The sequence below is a fragment of the Klebsiella sp. JN_Kp127 genome (assembly GCF_040062505.1).
GTDB classification, from domain to species: Bacteria; Pseudomonadota; Gammaproteobacteria; order Enterobacterales; family Enterobacteriaceae; genus Klebsiella; species Klebsiella quasipneumoniae.
The window spans coordinates 1-16578 of sequence record NZ_JBEAHS010000050.1 but is presented as its reverse complement, the minus strand read 5'-3'; the positions used below and the strand labels follow the sequence as shown (position 1 = coordinate 16578).

Annotated in this window: 15 protein-coding genes; all 15 read left to right on the top strand. The window is 56.1% G+C overall.

Annotation, left to right across the window (positions count from 1 at the left end; all coding sequences use genetic code 11):
- Positions 1-172 precede the first annotated feature (172 nt).
- Positions 173-2980, top strand: coding sequence for a 2-oxoglutarate dehydrogenase E1 component (gene sucA, locus ABLV04_RS18875; protein ID WP_023288875.1), 2808 nt, complete (start codon positions 173-175; stop codon positions 2978-2980).
- A gap of 14 nt (positions 2981-2994) precedes the next feature.
- Positions 2995-4221 (top strand): 2-oxoglutarate dehydrogenase complex dihydrolipoyllysine-residue succinyltransferase, encoded by a 1227-nt coding sequence (gene odhB, locus ABLV04_RS18870; RefSeq protein ID WP_023288876.1) that lies wholly within the window; start codon positions 2995-2997, stop codon positions 4219-4221.
- Positions 4222-4324: 103 nt separating this feature from the next.
- Positions 4325-5491: an ADP-forming succinate--CoA ligase subunit beta gene (gene sucC, locus ABLV04_RS18865; RefSeq protein ID WP_002895039.1), complete on the top strand. Its 1167-nt coding sequence runs from the start codon at positions 4325-4327 to the stop codon at positions 5489-5491.
- Positions 5491-6360: a succinate--CoA ligase subunit alpha gene (gene sucD, locus ABLV04_RS18860; protein ID WP_004885990.1), complete on the top strand. Its 870-nt coding sequence runs from the start codon at positions 5491-5493 to the stop codon at positions 6358-6360. Before sucC ends, sucD begins: the two co-directional genes overlap by 1 nt.
- An 829-nt stretch (positions 6361-7189) precedes the next feature.
- Entirely contained in the window at positions 7190-8758 is a 1569-nt protein-coding gene (gene cydA / locus ABLV04_RS18855) for a cytochrome ubiquinol oxidase subunit I (RefSeq protein WP_002895047.1), read from the top strand.
- Between the two features lie 15 nt (positions 8759-8773).
- A complete protein-coding gene (gene cydB, locus ABLV04_RS18850) occupies positions 8774-9913 on the top strand; it encodes a cytochrome d ubiquinol oxidase subunit II (RefSeq protein ID WP_004885993.1) in 1140 nt (379 codons plus the stop codon).
- Between the two features lie 15 nt (positions 9914-9928).
- Positions 9929-10042, top strand: coding sequence for a cytochrome bd-I oxidase subunit CydX (gene cydX / locus ABLV04_RS18845; RefSeq protein ID WP_004100325.1), 114 nt, complete (start codon positions 9929-9931; stop codon positions 10040-10042).
- A 130-nt stretch (positions 10043-10172) separates the two neighbouring features.
- Positions 10173-10457: a cyd operon protein YbgE gene (gene ybgE, locus ABLV04_RS18840; RefSeq protein WP_008805691.1), complete on the top strand. Its 285-nt coding sequence runs from the start codon at positions 10173-10175 to the stop codon at positions 10455-10457.
- Between the two features lie 149 nt (positions 10458-10606).
- Entirely contained in the window at positions 10607-11011 is a 405-nt protein-coding gene (ybgC, locus tag ABLV04_RS18835) for a tol-pal system-associated acyl-CoA thioesterase (RefSeq protein ID WP_002895056.1), read from the top strand.
- A complete protein-coding gene (gene tolQ / locus ABLV04_RS18830) occupies positions 11008-11700 on the top strand; it encodes a Tol-Pal system protein TolQ (RefSeq protein WP_004152221.1) in 693 nt (230 codons plus the stop codon). The genes ybgC and tolQ overlap by 4 nt, the downstream gene beginning before the upstream one ends.
- 3 nt (positions 11701-11703) lie before the next feature.
- Positions 11704-12132, top strand: coding sequence for a colicin uptake protein TolR (gene tolR, locus ABLV04_RS18825; protein ID WP_002895061.1), 429 nt, complete (start codon positions 11704-11706; stop codon positions 12130-12132).
- A 99-nt stretch (positions 12133-12231) separates the two neighbouring features.
- A complete protein-coding gene (gene tolA, locus ABLV04_RS18820) occupies positions 12232-13572 on the top strand; it encodes a cell envelope integrity protein TolA (protein ID WP_004885996.1) in 1341 nt (446 codons plus the stop codon).
- A gap of 131 nt (positions 13573-13703) precedes the next feature.
- Positions 13704-14996, top strand: coding sequence for a Tol-Pal system beta propeller repeat protein TolB (gene tolB, locus ABLV04_RS18815; protein ID WP_023288877.1), 1293 nt, complete (start codon positions 13704-13706; stop codon positions 14994-14996).
- Positions 14997-15030: 34 nt separating this feature from the next.
- Positions 15031-15555 carry a peptidoglycan-associated lipoprotein Pal gene (gene pal, locus ABLV04_RS18810; protein WP_002895068.1) on the top strand — a complete coding sequence of 175 codons (525 nt, stop codon included), beginning with the start codon at positions 15031-15033 and terminating at the stop codon, positions 15553-15555.
- Between the two features lie 9 nt (positions 15556-15564).
- The gene (cpoB, locus tag ABLV04_RS18805; RefSeq protein ID WP_064158152.1) at positions 15565-16362 is read left to right on the top strand and encodes a cell division protein CpoB; all 798 of its coding nucleotides are present in this window, start codon (positions 15565-15567) and stop codon (positions 16360-16362) included.
- Positions 16363-16578: the final 216 nt, after the last annotated feature.

Sequence of the window (16578 nt, the reverse complement as noted above, 5' to 3'; positions counted from 1 at the left end):
AGGCAGCTAACGCAACCGCAGCCTGAACGCCGAAGATTAATGGCAGTTTTTAAAGGTTCCTTAGCGGATAGAAACCACAACTCGTCCGCAACAAGTGAACCCCGGCACGTGCACTCGGTGTGCGTGGTAGTTTCTACGGCGAAATAAGCATATGAATGCTTAAGGGATCACGATGCAGAACGGCGCAATGAAAGCCTGGCTGGACTCTTCTTACCTCTCTGGTTCGAACCAGAGCTGGATAGAACAGCTCTATGAAGACTTCTTAACCGATCCTGACTCTGTTGACGCCAACTGGCGTTCAATGTTCCAGCAGTTACCTGGCACCGGAGTTAAACCGGATCAATTTCATTCCAAAACGCGTGATTATTTCCGTCGACTGGCGAAGGATGCCTCACGTTACACTTCTTCGATTTCCGACCCAGACACCAATGTGAAGCAGGTTAAAGTCCTGCAGCTCATCAACGCATACCGTTTCCGTGGCCACCAGCATGCGAATCTCGATCCGCTGGGGCTGTGGAAGCAAGAGAGAGTGGCGGATCTCGATCCGGCCTACCACGATCTGACCGAGGCCGATTTCCAGGAAAGCTATAACGTAGGTTCATTTGCCATCGGTAAAGACACGATGAAGCTGGGCGAGCTGATTGCCGCCCTTAAGCAAACCTACTGCGGCTCCATCGGCGCGGAATACATGCATATCACCTCTACCGAAGAAAAACGCTGGATCCAGCAGCGCATTGAATCGGTAGCCGGCAAAGCGAGCTTTACCGCAGAAGAGAAAAAACGTTTCCTCGGCGAACTGACTGCCGCGGAAGGGCTGGAGCGCTACCTCGGCGCCAAATTCCCGGGGGCGAAGCGCTTCTCGCTGGAGGGTGGCGACGCCCTGATCCCCATGCTCAAAGAGATGATCCGCCATGCGGGTAAGAGCGGCACCCGTGAAGTGGTGCTGGGCATGGCGCACCGTGGCCGTCTCAACGTGCTGGTCAACGTGCTGGGTAAAAAACCGCAGGACCTGTTCGACGAGTTTGCCGGCAAACATAAAGAACACCTCGGTACCGGCGATGTGAAGTACCACATGGGCTTCTCTTCCGATATAGAAACCGAAGGCGGTCTGGTGCACCTGGCGCTGGCGTTTAACCCGTCGCACCTCGAGATCGTCAGCCCGGTGGTGATCGGTTCCGTACGCGCCCGTCTGGATCGTCTGGACGAGCCGAGCAGCAACAAGGTTCTGCCGATCACTATCCACGGCGACGCCGCGGTGACCGGACAGGGCGTGGTTCAGGAAACCCTGAACATGTCCAAAGCCCGCGGTTACGAAGTGGGCGGGACCGTGCGCATCGTTATCAACAACCAGGTGGGCTTCACGACCTCTAACCCGCTGGATGCGCGTTCGACCCCGTACTGCACCGACATCGGTAAAATGGTGCAGGCGCCGATTTTCCACGTCAACGCCGACGATCCGGAAGCGGTCGCTTTCGTCACCCGTCTGGCGCTGGATTTCCGCAATACCTTCAAACGCGATGTCTTCATCGACCTGGTGTGCTACCGCCGTCACGGCCATAACGAAGCCGATGAGCCGAGCGCAACCCAGCCGCTGATGTATCAGAAGATCAAAAAGCACCCGACTCCGCGCAAAATCTATGCTGACAAGCTGGAGCAGGACAAGGTCGCGACCCTGGAAGATGCTACCGAGCAGGTTAACCTCTACCGCGATGCGCTGGATGCCGGCGAATGCGTGGTGAAGGAATGGCGTCCGATGAACATGCACTCCTTTACCTGGTCGCCGTACCTCAACCATGAGTGGGACGAGAGCTATCCGGATAAAGTGGAGCCGAAGCGTCTGCAGGAGCTGGCCAAACGCATCAGCACGGTGCCGGAAGGTATCGAAATGCAGTCCCGCGTGGCGAAAATTTACGCCGACCGCCAGGCGATGGCGGCAGGTGAGAAGCTGTTCGATTGGGGCGGCGCTGAAAACCTGGCCTACGCCACGCTGGTTGACGAAGGTATTCCGGTGCGTCTGTCCGGGGAAGACTCCGGTCGCGGCACCTTCTTCCACCGTCATGCGGTGATCCATAACCAGACCAATGGTTCAACCTACACCCCGCTGCAGCATGTCCATAACGGTCAGGGCCAGTTCCGCGTTTGGGACTCCGTGCTGTCTGAAGAAGCGGTGCTGGCGTTTGAATATGGTTACGCCACTGCAGAGCCGCGCACCCTGACCATCTGGGAAGCGCAGTTTGGCGACTTCGCCAACGGCGCGCAGGTGGTGATCGACCAGTTCATCTCCTCCGGTGAGCAGAAGTGGGGCCGGATGTGCGGCCTGGTGATGCTTCTGCCGCACGGCTACGAAGGCCAGGGCCCGGAGCACTCCTCCGCCCGTCTGGAGCGTTATCTGCAGCTGTGCGCTGAGCAGAATATGCAGGTATGCGTGCCGTCCACGCCGGCGCAGGTGTACCACATGCTGCGTCGTCAGGCGCTGCGCGGTATGCGTCGTCCGCTGGTGGTGATGTCGCCGAAGTCGCTGCTGCGTCATCCGCTGGCGGTCTCCAGCATGGATGAGCTGGCAAACGGCACTTTCCTGCCGGCCATCGGTGAAATCGATCAACTTGATCCGCAGGCTGTGAAGCGCGTGGTGCTGTGCTCTGGTAAGGTTTACTACGACCTGCTGGAACAGCGCCGTAAAAACGAGCAAAAAGATGTCGCTATCGTTCGTATCGAGCAGCTCTATCCGTTCCCGCATCAGGCGGTGCAGGATGCGCTGAAAGCGTATGCGCACGTACATGATTTTGTCTGGTGCCAGGAAGAGCCGCTCAACCAGGGCGCATGGTACTGCAGCCAGCATCACTTCCGTGAAGTGATTCCGTTTGGGGCCTCTCTGCGTTATGCAGGCCGCCCGGCCTCCGCCTCTCCGGCGGTAGGGTATATGTCCGTTCACCAGAAACAGCAACAAGATCTGGTCAATGACGCGCTGAACGTCGATTAATTAAAGGATACACAATGAGTAGCGTAGATATTCTGGTTCCCGACCTGCCTGAGTCCGTAGCTGACGCAACCGTCGCCACCTGGCACAAAAAACCGGGCGACGCGGTCGTCCGTGACGAAGTCCTGGTCGAAATCGAAACTGACAAAGTGGTACTGGAAGTACCGGCATCAGCGGACGGCATTCTGGATGCAGTGCTGGAAGACGAGGGCGCTACCGTCCTGTCTCGCCAGATCCTTGGCCGCCTGCGCGAAGGTAACAGCGCAGGTAAAGAAAGCAGCGAAAAAGCCGATGCGAAAGCGTCCACGCCGGCGCAGCGTCAGCAGGCCTCTCTGGAAGAGCAGAACAACGATGCGCTGAGCCCGGCGATCCGTCGTCTGCTGGCTGAACACAACCTCGACGCGGCGGCCATCAAAGGCACCGGCGTCGGCGGCCGCCTGACCCGCGAAGATGTCGAGAAACATCTGGCGAAAGCCCCGGCGGCGGCAGAAGCCAAAGCGCCAGCCGCTGCCCCGGCAGCCGCGCCGGCGCCGCAGCTGGGCCACCGCTCTGAAAAACGCGTCCCGATGACCCGCCTGCGTAAACGCGTGGCCGAGCGTCTGCTGGAAGCGAAAAACTCCACCGCCATGCTGACCACGTTCAACGAAGTCAACATGAAGCCAATCATGGATCTGCGTAAGCAGTACGGCGACGCGTTCGAAAAACGTCACGGCATCCGTCTGGGCTTTATGTCCTTCTACGTGAAAGCGGTGGTGGAAGCGCTGAAACGCTATCCGGAAGTGAACGCCTCTATCGATGGCGACGACGTGGTGTACCACAACTACTTCGACGTCAGCATGGCCGTATCCACTCCACGCGGCCTGGTCACCCCGGTTCTGCGTGACGTTGACCTGCTGGGCATGGCGGATATCGAAAAGAATATTAAAGAGTTGGCGGTGAAAGGCCGTGACGGCAAGCTGACCGTAGACGACCTGACCGGCGGTAACTTCACCATTACCAACGGCGGCGTGTTCGGCTCCCTGATGTCCACGCCGATCATCAACCCACCGCAGAGCGCCATCCTGGGTATGCATGCCATTAAAGACCGTCCGATGGCGGTGAATGGCAAGGTAGAGATCCTGCCGATGATGTACCTGGCGCTCTCCTACGACCACCGTCTGATCGACGGACGTGAATCGGTAGGCTTCCTGGTGGCGATTAAAGAGCTGCTGGAAGATCCGACCCGTCTGCTGCTGGACGTGTAGTCAGCAAGCGTATTACCTACCGTAGGCCGGATAACACGCGTTAACGCTGTTATCAGGCCTACAGGTTTAAAGATAATTACACCCTGAAGGATGGACTGAACACATGAACTTACATGAATATCAGGCAAAACAACTTTTTGCCCGCTATGGCTTACCGGCGCCGGTGGGTTATGCCTGTACTACTCCGCGTGAAGCAGAAGAAGCCGCTTCAAAAATCGGCGCGGGTCCGTGGGTAGTGAAATGTCAGGTTCACGCTGGTGGCCGCGGCAAAGCGGGCGGTGTGAAAGTGGTGAAGAGCAAAGAAGAGATCCGCGCATTTGCCGAGCACTGGCTGGGCAAACGTCTGGTGACCTATCAAACAGATGCGAACGGCCAGCCGGTTAACCAGATCCTGGTTGAAGCGGCGACCGATATTGACAAAGAGCTGTACCTGGGCGCGGTCGTTGACCGTAGCTCCCGTCGCGTAGTGTTCATGGCCTCTACCGAAGGCGGCGTGGAAATCGAAAAAGTGGCGGAAGAGACCCCGCACCTGATCCACAAGATCGCCATCGATCCGCTGGCGGGCCCGATGCCTTATCAAGGTCGTGAACTGGCGTTCAAACTGGGTCTGGAAGGTAAACAGGTTCAGCAGTTCACCAAGATCTTCATGGGTCTGGCGACCATTTTCCTGGAGCGCGACCTGGCGCTGATCGAAATCAACCCGCTGGTTATCACTAAGCAGGGCGACCTGATCTGCCTCGACGGCAAACTGGGCGCTGACGGCAACGCGCTGTTCCGCCAGCCGGATCTGCGCGAAATGCGCGACCAGTCGCAGGAAGATCCGCGTGAAGCGCAGGCGGCGCAGTGGGAACTGAACTACGTCGCGCTGGACGGCAACATCGGCTGCATGGTTAACGGCGCAGGCCTGGCGATGGGTACCATGGACATCGTTAAACTGCACGGCGGCGAACCGGCTAACTTCCTCGACGTGGGCGGCGGTGCGACCAAAGAGCGCGTCACCGAAGCGTTCAAAATCATCCTCTCTGATGACAATGTGAAAGCGGTGCTGGTGAACATCTTCGGCGGTATCGTGCGTTGCGACCTGATCGCTGACGGCATCATCGGTGCGGTAGCGGAAGTTGGGGTTAACGTTCCGGTCGTGGTTCGTCTGGAAGGTAACAACGCCGAACTGGGCGCGAAAAAACTGGCTGACAGCGGCCTGAATATTATTGCAGCGAAAAGTCTGACGGACGCAGCACAGCAGGTTGTTGCCGCAGTGGAGGGGAAATAATGTCAGTTTTAATTAATAAAGATACCAAGGTTATCTGCCAGGGCTTCACCGGTAGCCAGGGGACCTTCCACTCTGAACAAGCGATCGCTTACGGTACGCAAATGGTTGGCGGCGTGACGCCAGGCAAAGGCGGCACCACTCACCTGGGCCTGCCGGTGTTCAACACCGTGCGCGAAGCCGTTGAAGCGACCGGCGCCACCGCGACCGTGATCTACGTTCCGGCGCCGTTCTGCAAAGATTCCATTCTGGAAGCGATTGACGCGGGCATTAAGCTGATTATCACCATCACCGAAGGTATCCCGACGCTGGATATGCTGACCGTGAAAGTGAAACTGGACGAAGCGGGCGTGCGTATGATCGGCCCGAACTGCCCAGGCGTGATCACGCCGGGCGAATGCAAAATCGGCATCATGCCGGGTCACATTCACAAGCCGGGTAAAGTGGGCATCGTTTCCCGTTCCGGTACCCTGACCTATGAAGCAGTTAAGCAGACCACCGACTACGGCTTCGGTCAGTCTACCTGCGTCGGTATCGGCGGCGACCCGATCCCGGGCTCTAACTTCATCGATATCCTGAAGCTGTTCCAGGAAGACCCGCAGACCGAAGCGATTGTGATGATCGGTGAGATCGGCGGTAGCGCGGAAGAAGAAGCGGCTGCCTACATCAAAGAGCACGTGACCAAGCCGGTTGTCGGTTACATCGCGGGCGTGACCGCGCCGAAGGGCAAGCGTATGGGCCATGCTGGCGCCATCATCGCTGGCGGTAAAGGTACTGCCGATGAGAAATTCGCAGCCCTGGAAGCAGCCGGTGTGAAAACCGTTCGCAGCCTGGCCGATATCGGCGAAGCGCTGAAAGCTATCATCAAGTAAACCCTCTCTGCTTATCCGCAAGCAGAAATCTGTCCGATTTCGACATGGTTGGCCACCGTCAGGTGGCCTTTTTTTTGGCCGTTGTCCGCTTGTTCCGAAAGCCGCTGCGTCAGCAAACCCTGCGTTTGGCAAAAACCTTATCTATCATATTGATTTTATGAATTATTTCATAAATATTATCGACGCGCGGTTGTCGGAAATGAAAATTTGCCCTGGTCGTACCGCAGGGTAACGAAACAGACAGTAAAAAAAAGAGTGGGGGAGGGGATAAGAAAGCAGGAAAAAATACTGTGAGCGGTCTAGCATTAATCGGATCGGCTCTTTTTTTTTATTTTTTTTCCTGTGGCGTTAAATAATATTACCTATGATTCTCATCTTTCCCTTTTTAGTAACCAATCAAGGCATACTTTAAACACAGCATTAACATTAGGTTTACCAATATTCTTTATTGAGCTACATAATTAACACGTAGAGTAAAAATTGATTTATATCAATACTTAATGCTTGGAAAAATCCTTCAAAAAACGTTAAATTGTCTCAAGTCAAATTGGCCTAAACCGGCCATCTTCGCTATATATTGATCACCGTCGAAAAATGTAAAACTGGAACAATAAAAACATATTTATTGTAAGGTTATTGCGGCGTAATATATTGGGGAATCAATTGGGTTTTTCGTTAACGTATTTGTAACCTTGTCCTGGCGTGGTTTCACTTTGGTTGAAACCCGCTCCGGGCGGGCGACAAATAAAAATTTGTATTGGGGCATGCGTATGAGCCAGAGCTTCTCGGTTCATTTTCGGAGTCTTCATGCGATGAGCAAGGAGTCATGATGTTAGATATAGTCGAACTGTCGCGCTTACAGTTTGCCTTGACCGCGATGTACCACTTCCTGTTTGTGCCACTGACGCTCGGTATGGCGTTCCTGCTGGCCATCATGGAAACGGTCTACGTCCTTTCCGGCAAACAGATTTATAAAGATATGACCAAATTCTGGGGCAAGTTGTTTGGTATCAACTTCGCGCTGGGTGTGGCGACCGGTCTGACCATGGAGTTCCAGTTCGGGACTAACTGGTCGTATTACTCACACTACGTGGGCGATATCTTCGGCGCGCCGCTGGCCATTGAAGGTCTGATGGCCTTCTTCCTCGAATCCACCTTTGTAGGTCTGTTCTTCTTCGGTTGGGATCGTCTGGGTAAAGTTCAGCATATGGCCGTCACCTGGCTGGTCGCTCTGGGCTCCAACCTCTCCGCGCTGTGGATCCTCGTCGCTAACGGCTGGATGCAGAACCCTATCGCATCGGACTTCAACTTTGAAACCATGCGTATGGAGATGGTCAGCTTCTCCGAACTGGTGCTCAACCCGGTTGCTCAGGTGAAATTCGTTCACACTGTGGCGTCTGGCTATGTCACCGGTGCGATGTTTATCCTGGCTATCAGCTCCTGGTACATGCTGAAAGGTCGTGACTTTGCCTTTGCTAAGCGCTCCTTCGCCATCGCAGCCAGCTTCGGTATGGCGGCGATCCTCTCCGTTATTGTGCTGGGTGACGAATCCGGTTACGAAATGGGTGACGTGCAGAAAACCAAACTGGCGGCTATCGAAGCAGAGTGGGAAACCCAGCCTGCGCCGGCGGCCTTTACCCTGTTTGGTATTCCCGATCAGAATGCGCAAACCAACCACTTCGCCATCCAGATCCCCTACGCGCTGGGCATCATTGCCACCCGCTCGGTGGATAAGCCGGTTATCGGTCTGAAGGATCTGATGGTTCAGCACGAAGAGCGTATCCGTAACGGCATGAAAGCCTACGCGCTGCTGGAGCAACTGCGCGCCGGTTCCACCGACCAGGCCGTTCGCGACCAGTTCAATAACGTGAAGAAAGATCTCGGCTATGGTCTGCTGCTGAAACGCTATACCCCGAACGTCGCTGACGCCACGGAAGAGCAGATCGCCAAAGCCACCAAAGACTCTATTCCAAGCGTCGCACCGCTGTACTTCGCCTTCCGTATCATGGTGGCGTGCGGCATCCTGATGCTGTTGATTATCGGCGCCTCCTTCTGGAGCGTGATTCGTAACCGTATCGGCGAGAAAAAATGGCTGCTGCGCGCCGCGTTCTATGGCCTGCCGCTGCCGTGGATTGCCGTGGAGTCGGGCTGGTTTGTTGCCGAATACGGCCGTCAGCCGTGGGCGATTGGTGAAGTCCTGCCGACGGCGGTGGCCAACTCGTCGCTGACCGCGGGCGATCTGATCTTCTCTATGTTGCTGATCTGCGGTCTGTACACGCTGTTCCTGGTGGCTGAACTGTTCCTGATGTTCAAGTTTGCCCGCAAAGGACCTAGCAGCCTGAAAACCGGCCGCTATCACTTTGAACAGTCCTCTGCGGCTATTCAGTCGGCACGCTAAGACAGGAGTCGTCAAATGATCGATTATGAAGTATTGCGTTTTATCTGGTGGCTGCTGATTGGCATCCTGCTGATTGGCTTCGCCGTCGCCGACGGGTTCGACATGGGGGTGGGCATGCTCACCCGCTTCCTCGGCCGTAACGACACCGAGCGTCGGATTATGATCAACGCCATCGCCCCGCACTGGGACGGTAACCAGGTGTGGCTGATCACCGCCGGCGGCGCGCTGTTCGCTGCCTGGCCGATGGTCTACGCCGCGGCGTTCTCCGGTTTCTATGTGGCGATGATTCTGGTGCTGGCCTCGTTGTTCTTCCGTCCGGTCGGTTTCGACTACCGTTCCAAGATCGAGGACACCCGCTGGCGCAACATGTGGGACTGGGGCATCTTCATCGGCAGCTTCGTGCCGCCGCTGGTGATTGGCGTGGCCTTCGGCAACCTGCTGCAGGGCGTGCCGTTCCATGTCGACGAATACCTGCGTCTGTTCTATACCGGTAACTTCTTCCAGCTGCTGAACCCGTTTGGTCTGCTGGCCGGTATCGTCAGCGTGGCGATGATCCTCACCCAGGGCGCGACCTACCTGCAGATGCGTACCGTGGGCGAACTGCATCTGCGCACCCGCACCGTCTCCACGGTGGCGGCGCTGGTGACGCTGGTCTGCTTCGCGCTGGCGGGCGTGTGGGTCTACTACGGCATCGACGGCTATGTGGTGAAATCGGTGATTGACCATACCGGCCCGTCTAACCCGCTGACCAAAGAAGTGGTGCGTGAAGCGGGCGCGTGGATGGTGAACTTTAACAATATGCCAGCGCTGTGGGCGATCCCTGCCCTGGGCGTGGTGCTGCCGCTGCTGACCGTCGTTTCGACCAAAGCGGATAAAGGCGCCTGGGCATTCCTGTTCTCCTCGCTGACCCTGGCCTGCATCATTCTGACTGCCGGTATCGCGATGTTCCCGTTCATCATGCCGTCCAGCACCATGCTGAACGCCAGCCTGACGATGTGGGACGCGACCTCCAGCCAGCGGACGCTGAACCTGATGACCTACGTGGCGATTGTCTTCGTGCCGATCATTCTGGGCTACACCAGCTGGTGTTACTGGAAGATGTTTGGCCGCATCACCCGTGAAGACATCGAAAAGAACACCCACTCGCTGTACTAAGGTAAGGAGCTATATATGTGGTACTTCGCATGGATTTTGGGAACGCTTCTTGCCTGTGCCTTTGGGGTGATTACCGCGCTGGCGCTTGAGCACGTGGAAGCCACCAAAGCAGGTAAAGAAGAACACTGATGAGTATTATCGTGATGCGATATACGAAATCATTCGGGTTGCATCGAGGCGGCAAGTCTGTGAATCCCCAGGAGCTTACACCAGTAAGTGACTGGGGTAAGCAGACGTAGCCAACAAAGAGGCGACGTGAATGATAAAGTATATGTATGCGATAATGGACAAGCGCCCGTTAAGGGCGCTTTCCTTGTTGATGGCGCTGCTGCTGGCAGGCTGCATTTTCTGGGATCCGTCGCGCTTTGCCGCGAAGACCAGCGAGCTGGAAATCTGGCACGGTTTCTTGCTGATGTGGGCGGTTTGCAGTGGCGTAATTCACGGCGTGGGCTTCCGCCCGCGTGCCGTTCACTGGCAGGGGATTTTTTGTCCGCTTATCGCTGATATCGTGCTCGCTTTAGGTCTCTTCTTTTTCTTCTTTTGAATAAGAGATCTCTGTTAATGCTATGGGCTTGCATAAGCCCATAAAAATTTACGCCCCGTTTACTTTCCCCCATTCCAAACCACCTTTCCCGCGCGTATAGTAGCGAAGTTTGAAAGCTCTAACCTTTTTTTGCATTACCGGGATGTAAAGTGAATACAACGCTGTTTCGATGGCCGGTTCGGGTCTACTACGAAGATACCGACGCCGGTGGTGTGGTTTACCACGCCAGTTACGTCGCTTTTTATGAAAGAGCACGCACAGAGATGCTGCGCCACCATCACTTTAGTCAACAGGTTCTGTTGGCTGAACGCGTTGCCTTCGTGGTTCGCAAAATGACGCTGGAGTATTTTGCCCCCGCCAGACTCGACGACATGCTCGAAGTCCAGACGGAAATTACCTCGATGCGCGGCACCTCTTTGGTTTTCACGCAGCGAATCGTCAACGCCGAGAATACAGTGTTAAACGAAGCTGAGGTTCTCATTGTGTGCGTTGATCCACTCTTAATGAAGCCACGTGCGCTTCCCAAGTCTATTGTCGCGGAGTTTAAGCAGTGACTGACATGAATATCCTTGATTTGTTCCTGAAGGCGAGCCTTCTGGTTAAACTTATCATGTTGATTTTGATTGGTTTTTCTATCGCTTCCTGGGCTATCATTATTCAGAGAACGCGTATCCTTAACTCGGCCGCGCGCGAAGCTGAAGCGTTCGAGGACAAATTCTGGTCCGGGATTGAACTGTCCCGTTTGTATCAGGAGAGCCAGGGGCGTCGCGATAATCTGACCGGTTCGGAGCAGATCTTCTACAGCGGCTTCAAAGAGTTTGCGCGCTTGCATCGGGCCAACAGCCATGCGCCGGAGGCGATCGTCGAAGGGGCATCGCGCGCGATGCGTATTTCGATGAACCGCGAGCTGGAAACGCTGGAGACCCATATTCCGTTCCTCGGCACCGTAGGCTCCATCAGCCCGTATATCGGTCTGTTCGGCACCGTCTGGGGGATCATGCACGCCTTTATCGCCCTTGGCGCGGTGAAGCAGGCCACCCTGCAGATGGTGGCGCCGGGTATCGCCGAAGCGCTGATCGCCACCGCGATCGGTCTGTTCGCTGCTATCCCGGCGGTGATGGCGTACAACCGACTGAACCAGCGGGTGAACAAGCTTGAACTGAATTACGACAACTTTATGGAAGAGTTCACCGCTATTCTGCACCGTCAGGCCTTTACCACCAGCGAAAGCAATAAGGGGTAAGCCATGGCCAGAGCACGTGGACGCGGACGTCGCGAACTGAAGTCCGAGATCAACATCGTTCCGCTGCTGGATGTCCTGCTGGTGCTGTTGCTGATCTTTATGGCAACGGCGCCGATCATTACGCAGAGCGTGGAAGTCGATCTGCCGGACGCCACGGAATCGCAAGCGGTGAAAAGCAATGACGATCCGCCGGTGATTGTGGAAGTCTCCGGGGTAGGGCAGTACAGCGTGAAAGTGGGGCAGGAGACGCTGTCCCAGCTGCCGCCGGAGCAGGTGATTGCCGAAGCGAAGCGTCGTCTTGAAGCCAATGAGAAAACGGTATTCCTGATCGGCGGTGCGAAAGACGTCCCTTACGATGAAATTATTAAAGCGCTGAACCTGTTGCATAGCGCAGGGGTTAAATCGGTCGGCTTGATGACCAAACCTATTTAATCGCTTCAGGTAGGTGCGTCCGCACGGCGTTCGGCGGCGAGTATCGCTCGCCGTCGGTGCGCATCGCGGGTACAGGCGAACAGTTTTTGGGAACCGATAGTGTCAAAGGCAACCGAACAAAACGACAAGCTTAAACGAGCGATCATCATTTCAGTCGCGCTGCACATCATACTGATCGCGCTGCTGATCTGGAGTTCGTTTGACGAGCATCTGGATGCCTCTGCCGGCGGCGGCGGGGGATCGTCGATTGATGCCGTCATGGTCGATCCGGGGGCGGTGGTAAACAATTATAACCGTCAGCAACAGCAGCAGGCCAGCGCACGTCGCGCCGCTGAACAGCGTGAAAAACAGGCGCAGCAGCAGGCGGAAGAGTTACGTGAGAAGCAGGCGGCGGAACAGGAACGGCTGAAACAGCTCGAACAGGAGCGGCTGCAGGCGCAGGAAGCGGCGAAAGAAGCGAAGGAACAACAGAAGCAGGCTGAGGAAGCCGCTGCCAAGGCTGCCGCGGCGGCGAAAGCCAAAGCGGATGCGCAGGCCAAAGAAGCGCAGGAAGCGGCGGCCAAAGCGGCCGCCGAGGCGAAAGCGAAGGCGGATGCCCAGGCGAAAGCGGCTGAACTGGCGGCAGCGAAAGCGGCGGCTGACGCGAAGAAACAGGCCGAAGCCGCCGCCGCGAAAGCGGCTGCCGATGCGAAGAAACAGGCGGAAGCCGAAGCGGCGAAAGCCGCGGCAGAGGCACAGAAGAAAGCGGAAGCGGCAGCGGCGAAGAAAGCGCAACAGGAAGCGGAGAAGAAGGCCCAGCAGGAAGCGGCTAAGCAGGCAGCGGCTGAAAAAGCGGCAGCAGAAAAAGCCGCCGAAAAAGCCGCTGAGAAGGCCGCCGCGCAAAAAGCGGCCGCGGAGAAGGCCGCCGCCGAGAAAGCCGCCGCAGCTGAAAAAGCCGCGGCAGCCAAAGCGGCTGCTGCTGAGAAGGCGGCGGCCGATAAAGCGGCCAAAGCGGCAGCAGCAAAAGCCGCGGCAGCGAAGAAAGCGGCTGCCGCGAAAGAAGCGGACGGCGTGGACGACCTGCTCGGCGATCTGAGCTCAGGTAAGAATGCGCCGAAAGGTAGCACCAGCGGTAGCACAGGTGGCTCTTCACCTGCTAAAGGAAGTAAACCGGGGCAGGGCGGCGCGTCTCAGGCGGAGATTGCCAGCTATATTTCGCAGGTGCAGGCCGCGATTAAAGGACATCTCTATGACTGGGATACGTACAAGGGTAAAGTATGTACGTTGCGCGTAAACCTGGCTCAGGATGGAACGTTGTTGAGTGTGAAATCGGAAGGCGGCGATCCGGCGTTCTGCCAGCAAATGCTGGCGGCCACCAGTCGGATGAGCAAATTCCCTAAACCGCCGTCGCAGGCTGTTTATGAAACGTTCAAAAATGCGCCACTGGACTTCAAACCTTAAGCGCTTTTTCCCCCGCGTCAGCGGGGGGAAAGAAAATAGGGCGGTCATGGGTTTTGGTAGTTTTGTGTATTTGAGTTTGTTAACATTCTGCTAAATTATCGTGGGCTTTCCGCCCGGATAAGGGAGATATGATGAAGCAGGCATTACGAGTAGCATTTGGTTTTTTAATGCTGTGGGCGGCGGTGCTGCACGCAGAAGTACGTATCGAGATCACCCAGGGGGTGGACTCGGCGCGCCCCATCGGCGTGGTACCGTTCCAGTGGGCCGGCCAGGGCGCTGCGCCGGAAGATGTTGGCGGTATCGTGGCGGCTGACCTGCGCAACAGCGGTAAATTCAACCCGCTGGATCGCTCGCGTCTGCCGCAGCAGCCGACCAGTGCCCAGGAAGTGCAGCCTGCTGCCTGGTCTGCGCTGGGCATTGACGCCGTGGTCGTCGGTCAGGTGACGTCAAACCCGGATGGTTCTTACCAGGTAGCGTATCAGCTGGTGGATACCGGCGGTGCGCCGGGCACAACGCTGGCGCAAGGCTCTTTCAAAGTCACTAAACAGTACCTGCGCTATGCCGCGCACACTGCCAGCGACGCGGTATTTGAAAAGCTGACCGGTATTAAAGGCGCCTTCCGGACTCGTATCGCCTACGTGGTGCAGACCAATGGCGGTCAGTTCCCGTATGAGCTGCGCGTTTCCGATTATGATGGCTACAACCAGTTTGTGGTTCACCGCTCCTCCCAGCCGCTGATGTCCCCGGCCTGGTCACCGGACGGTTCAAAACTGGCTTACGTCACCTTCGAGAGCGGTCGCTCTGCGCTGGTGGTGCAGACCCTGGCGAACGGCGCTGTGCGTCAGATTGCCTCCTTCCCGCAGCACAACGGCGCGCCGGCGTTCTCGCCGGATGGTTCTAAACTGGCCTTCGCGCTGTCGAAAACCGGTAGCCTGAACCTGTACGTGATGGATCTGGGCTCGGGTCAGATTCGTCAGGTGACCAACGGTCGCAGCAACAACACCGAACCAAGCTGGTTCCCGGACAGCCAGAACCTGGCCTTCACCTCTGACCAGGCCGGTCGTCCGCAGGTGTATAAAGTCAATATTAATGGCGGCACGCCGCAGCGTATCACCTGGGAAGGTTCGCAGAACCAGGACGCTGACGTGAGCGCGGATGGTAAAACGATGGTAATGGTCAGCTCGGCCGGCGGCCAGCAGCACATTGCCAAACAAGATCTGGAAGCGGGTGGTGTACAGGTTCTGTCATCAACGTTTTTAGACGAAACGCCAAGTCTGGCACCTAACGGCACTATGGTAATCTACAGCTCTTCTCAGGGGATGGGATCCGTGCTGAATCTGGTTTCTACAGATGGGCGTTTCAAAGCGCGTCTTCCGGCAACTGATGGACAGGTAAAATCGCCTGCCTGGTCGCCGTATCTGTGATAATAAATAATTGATTATTAAAGGAATCAAAGAAATGCAACTGAACAAAGTGCTGAAAGGGCTGATGATCGCTCTGCCGGTTATGGCAATCGCGGCATGTTCTTCTAACAAGAACGCCAGCAACGACCAGAGCGGTGAAGGCATGCTGGGTGCCGGCACTGGTATGGACGCTAACGGTAACGGCGGCAACATGTCTTCTGAAGAGCAAGCTCGTCTGCAGATGCAGCAGCTGCAGCAGAACAACATCGTTTACTTCGATCTGGACAAGTACGATATCCGTTCTGACTTCGCTGCAATGCTGGACGCGCACGCTAACTTCCTGCGCAGCAACCCGTCCTACAAAGTGACTGTAGAAGGTCACGCGGATGAGCGCGGTACCCCGGAATACAACATCGCGCTGGGTGAGCGTCGTGCTAACGCCGTTAAGATGTATCTGCAGGGCAAAGGTGTTTCTGCCGATCAGATCTCCATCGTTTCTTACGGTAAAGAAAAACCAGCAGTACTGGGTCATGACGAAGCGGCATATGCCAAAAACCGTCGCGCCGTACTGGTTTACTAAGAGAATTGCATGAGCAGTAACTTCAGACATCATTTATTGAGTCTGTCGTTACTGGTTGGCATAGCGGCCCCCTGGGCCGCTTTTGCTCAGGCGCCAATCAGTAGTGTCGGCTCAGGCTCGGTCGAAGACCGTGTCACTCAACTCGAGCGTATTTCCAATGCTCACAGCCAGCTTTTAACCCAACTCCAGCAACAACTCTCTGATAACCAGACTGACATTGATTCTCTCCGTGGTCAGATCCAGGAGAACCAGTATCAGCTGAATCAGATCGTTGAGCGTCAGAAGCAGATTCTGCTGCAGATTGACGGGCTGACGAGCGGAGGTGGCGCAGCGGCGGCGGGCGCTCAGGCGTCGTCGTCTTCCAGCGATCAGAGTGCGGCTACCGCCAGCGCAGCGCCAGCGGCCTCGTCAGGCGCTCCGGCGATGACCGGCGATGCGAACACCGATTACAATGCGGCCATTGCCCTGGTGAAGGATGCTTCACGCCAGGATGACGCCATGGTGGCGTTTCAGAACTTCGTTAAAAAGTACCCGGATTCAACTTATCAGCCGAACGCCAACTATTGGCTCGGACAGTTGAACTACAATAAGGGGAAAAAAGACGATGCGGCGTTTTACTTCGCCTCGGTGGTGAAGAACTACCCGAAATCGCCAAAAGCTCCGGACGCCATGTTTAAGGTCGGCGTGATCATGCAGGACAAAGGTGATACCGCGAAAGCGAAAGCGGTTTACCAGCAGGTGATCAGCAAATTCCCCGGCACCGACGGTGCGAAACAAGCGCAAAAACGACTTAATGCTCTTGGTTGATTACGGCATGACCAGAAATCGCGTTATTTCTGGTCTTGTCGCCTGAATCGCCAGCAGTTAAGTGATCTTTATCGAAATTTTAGTTGCGCTGAATTCTGAAATCAGTAATATATGCCGCCGTTGCCAAGGGATATCAAACAAGCCCAAAGCGACGCCAGAGTGGGTCGTTAGCTCAGTTGGTAGAGCAGTTGACTTTTAATCAATTGGTCGCAGGTT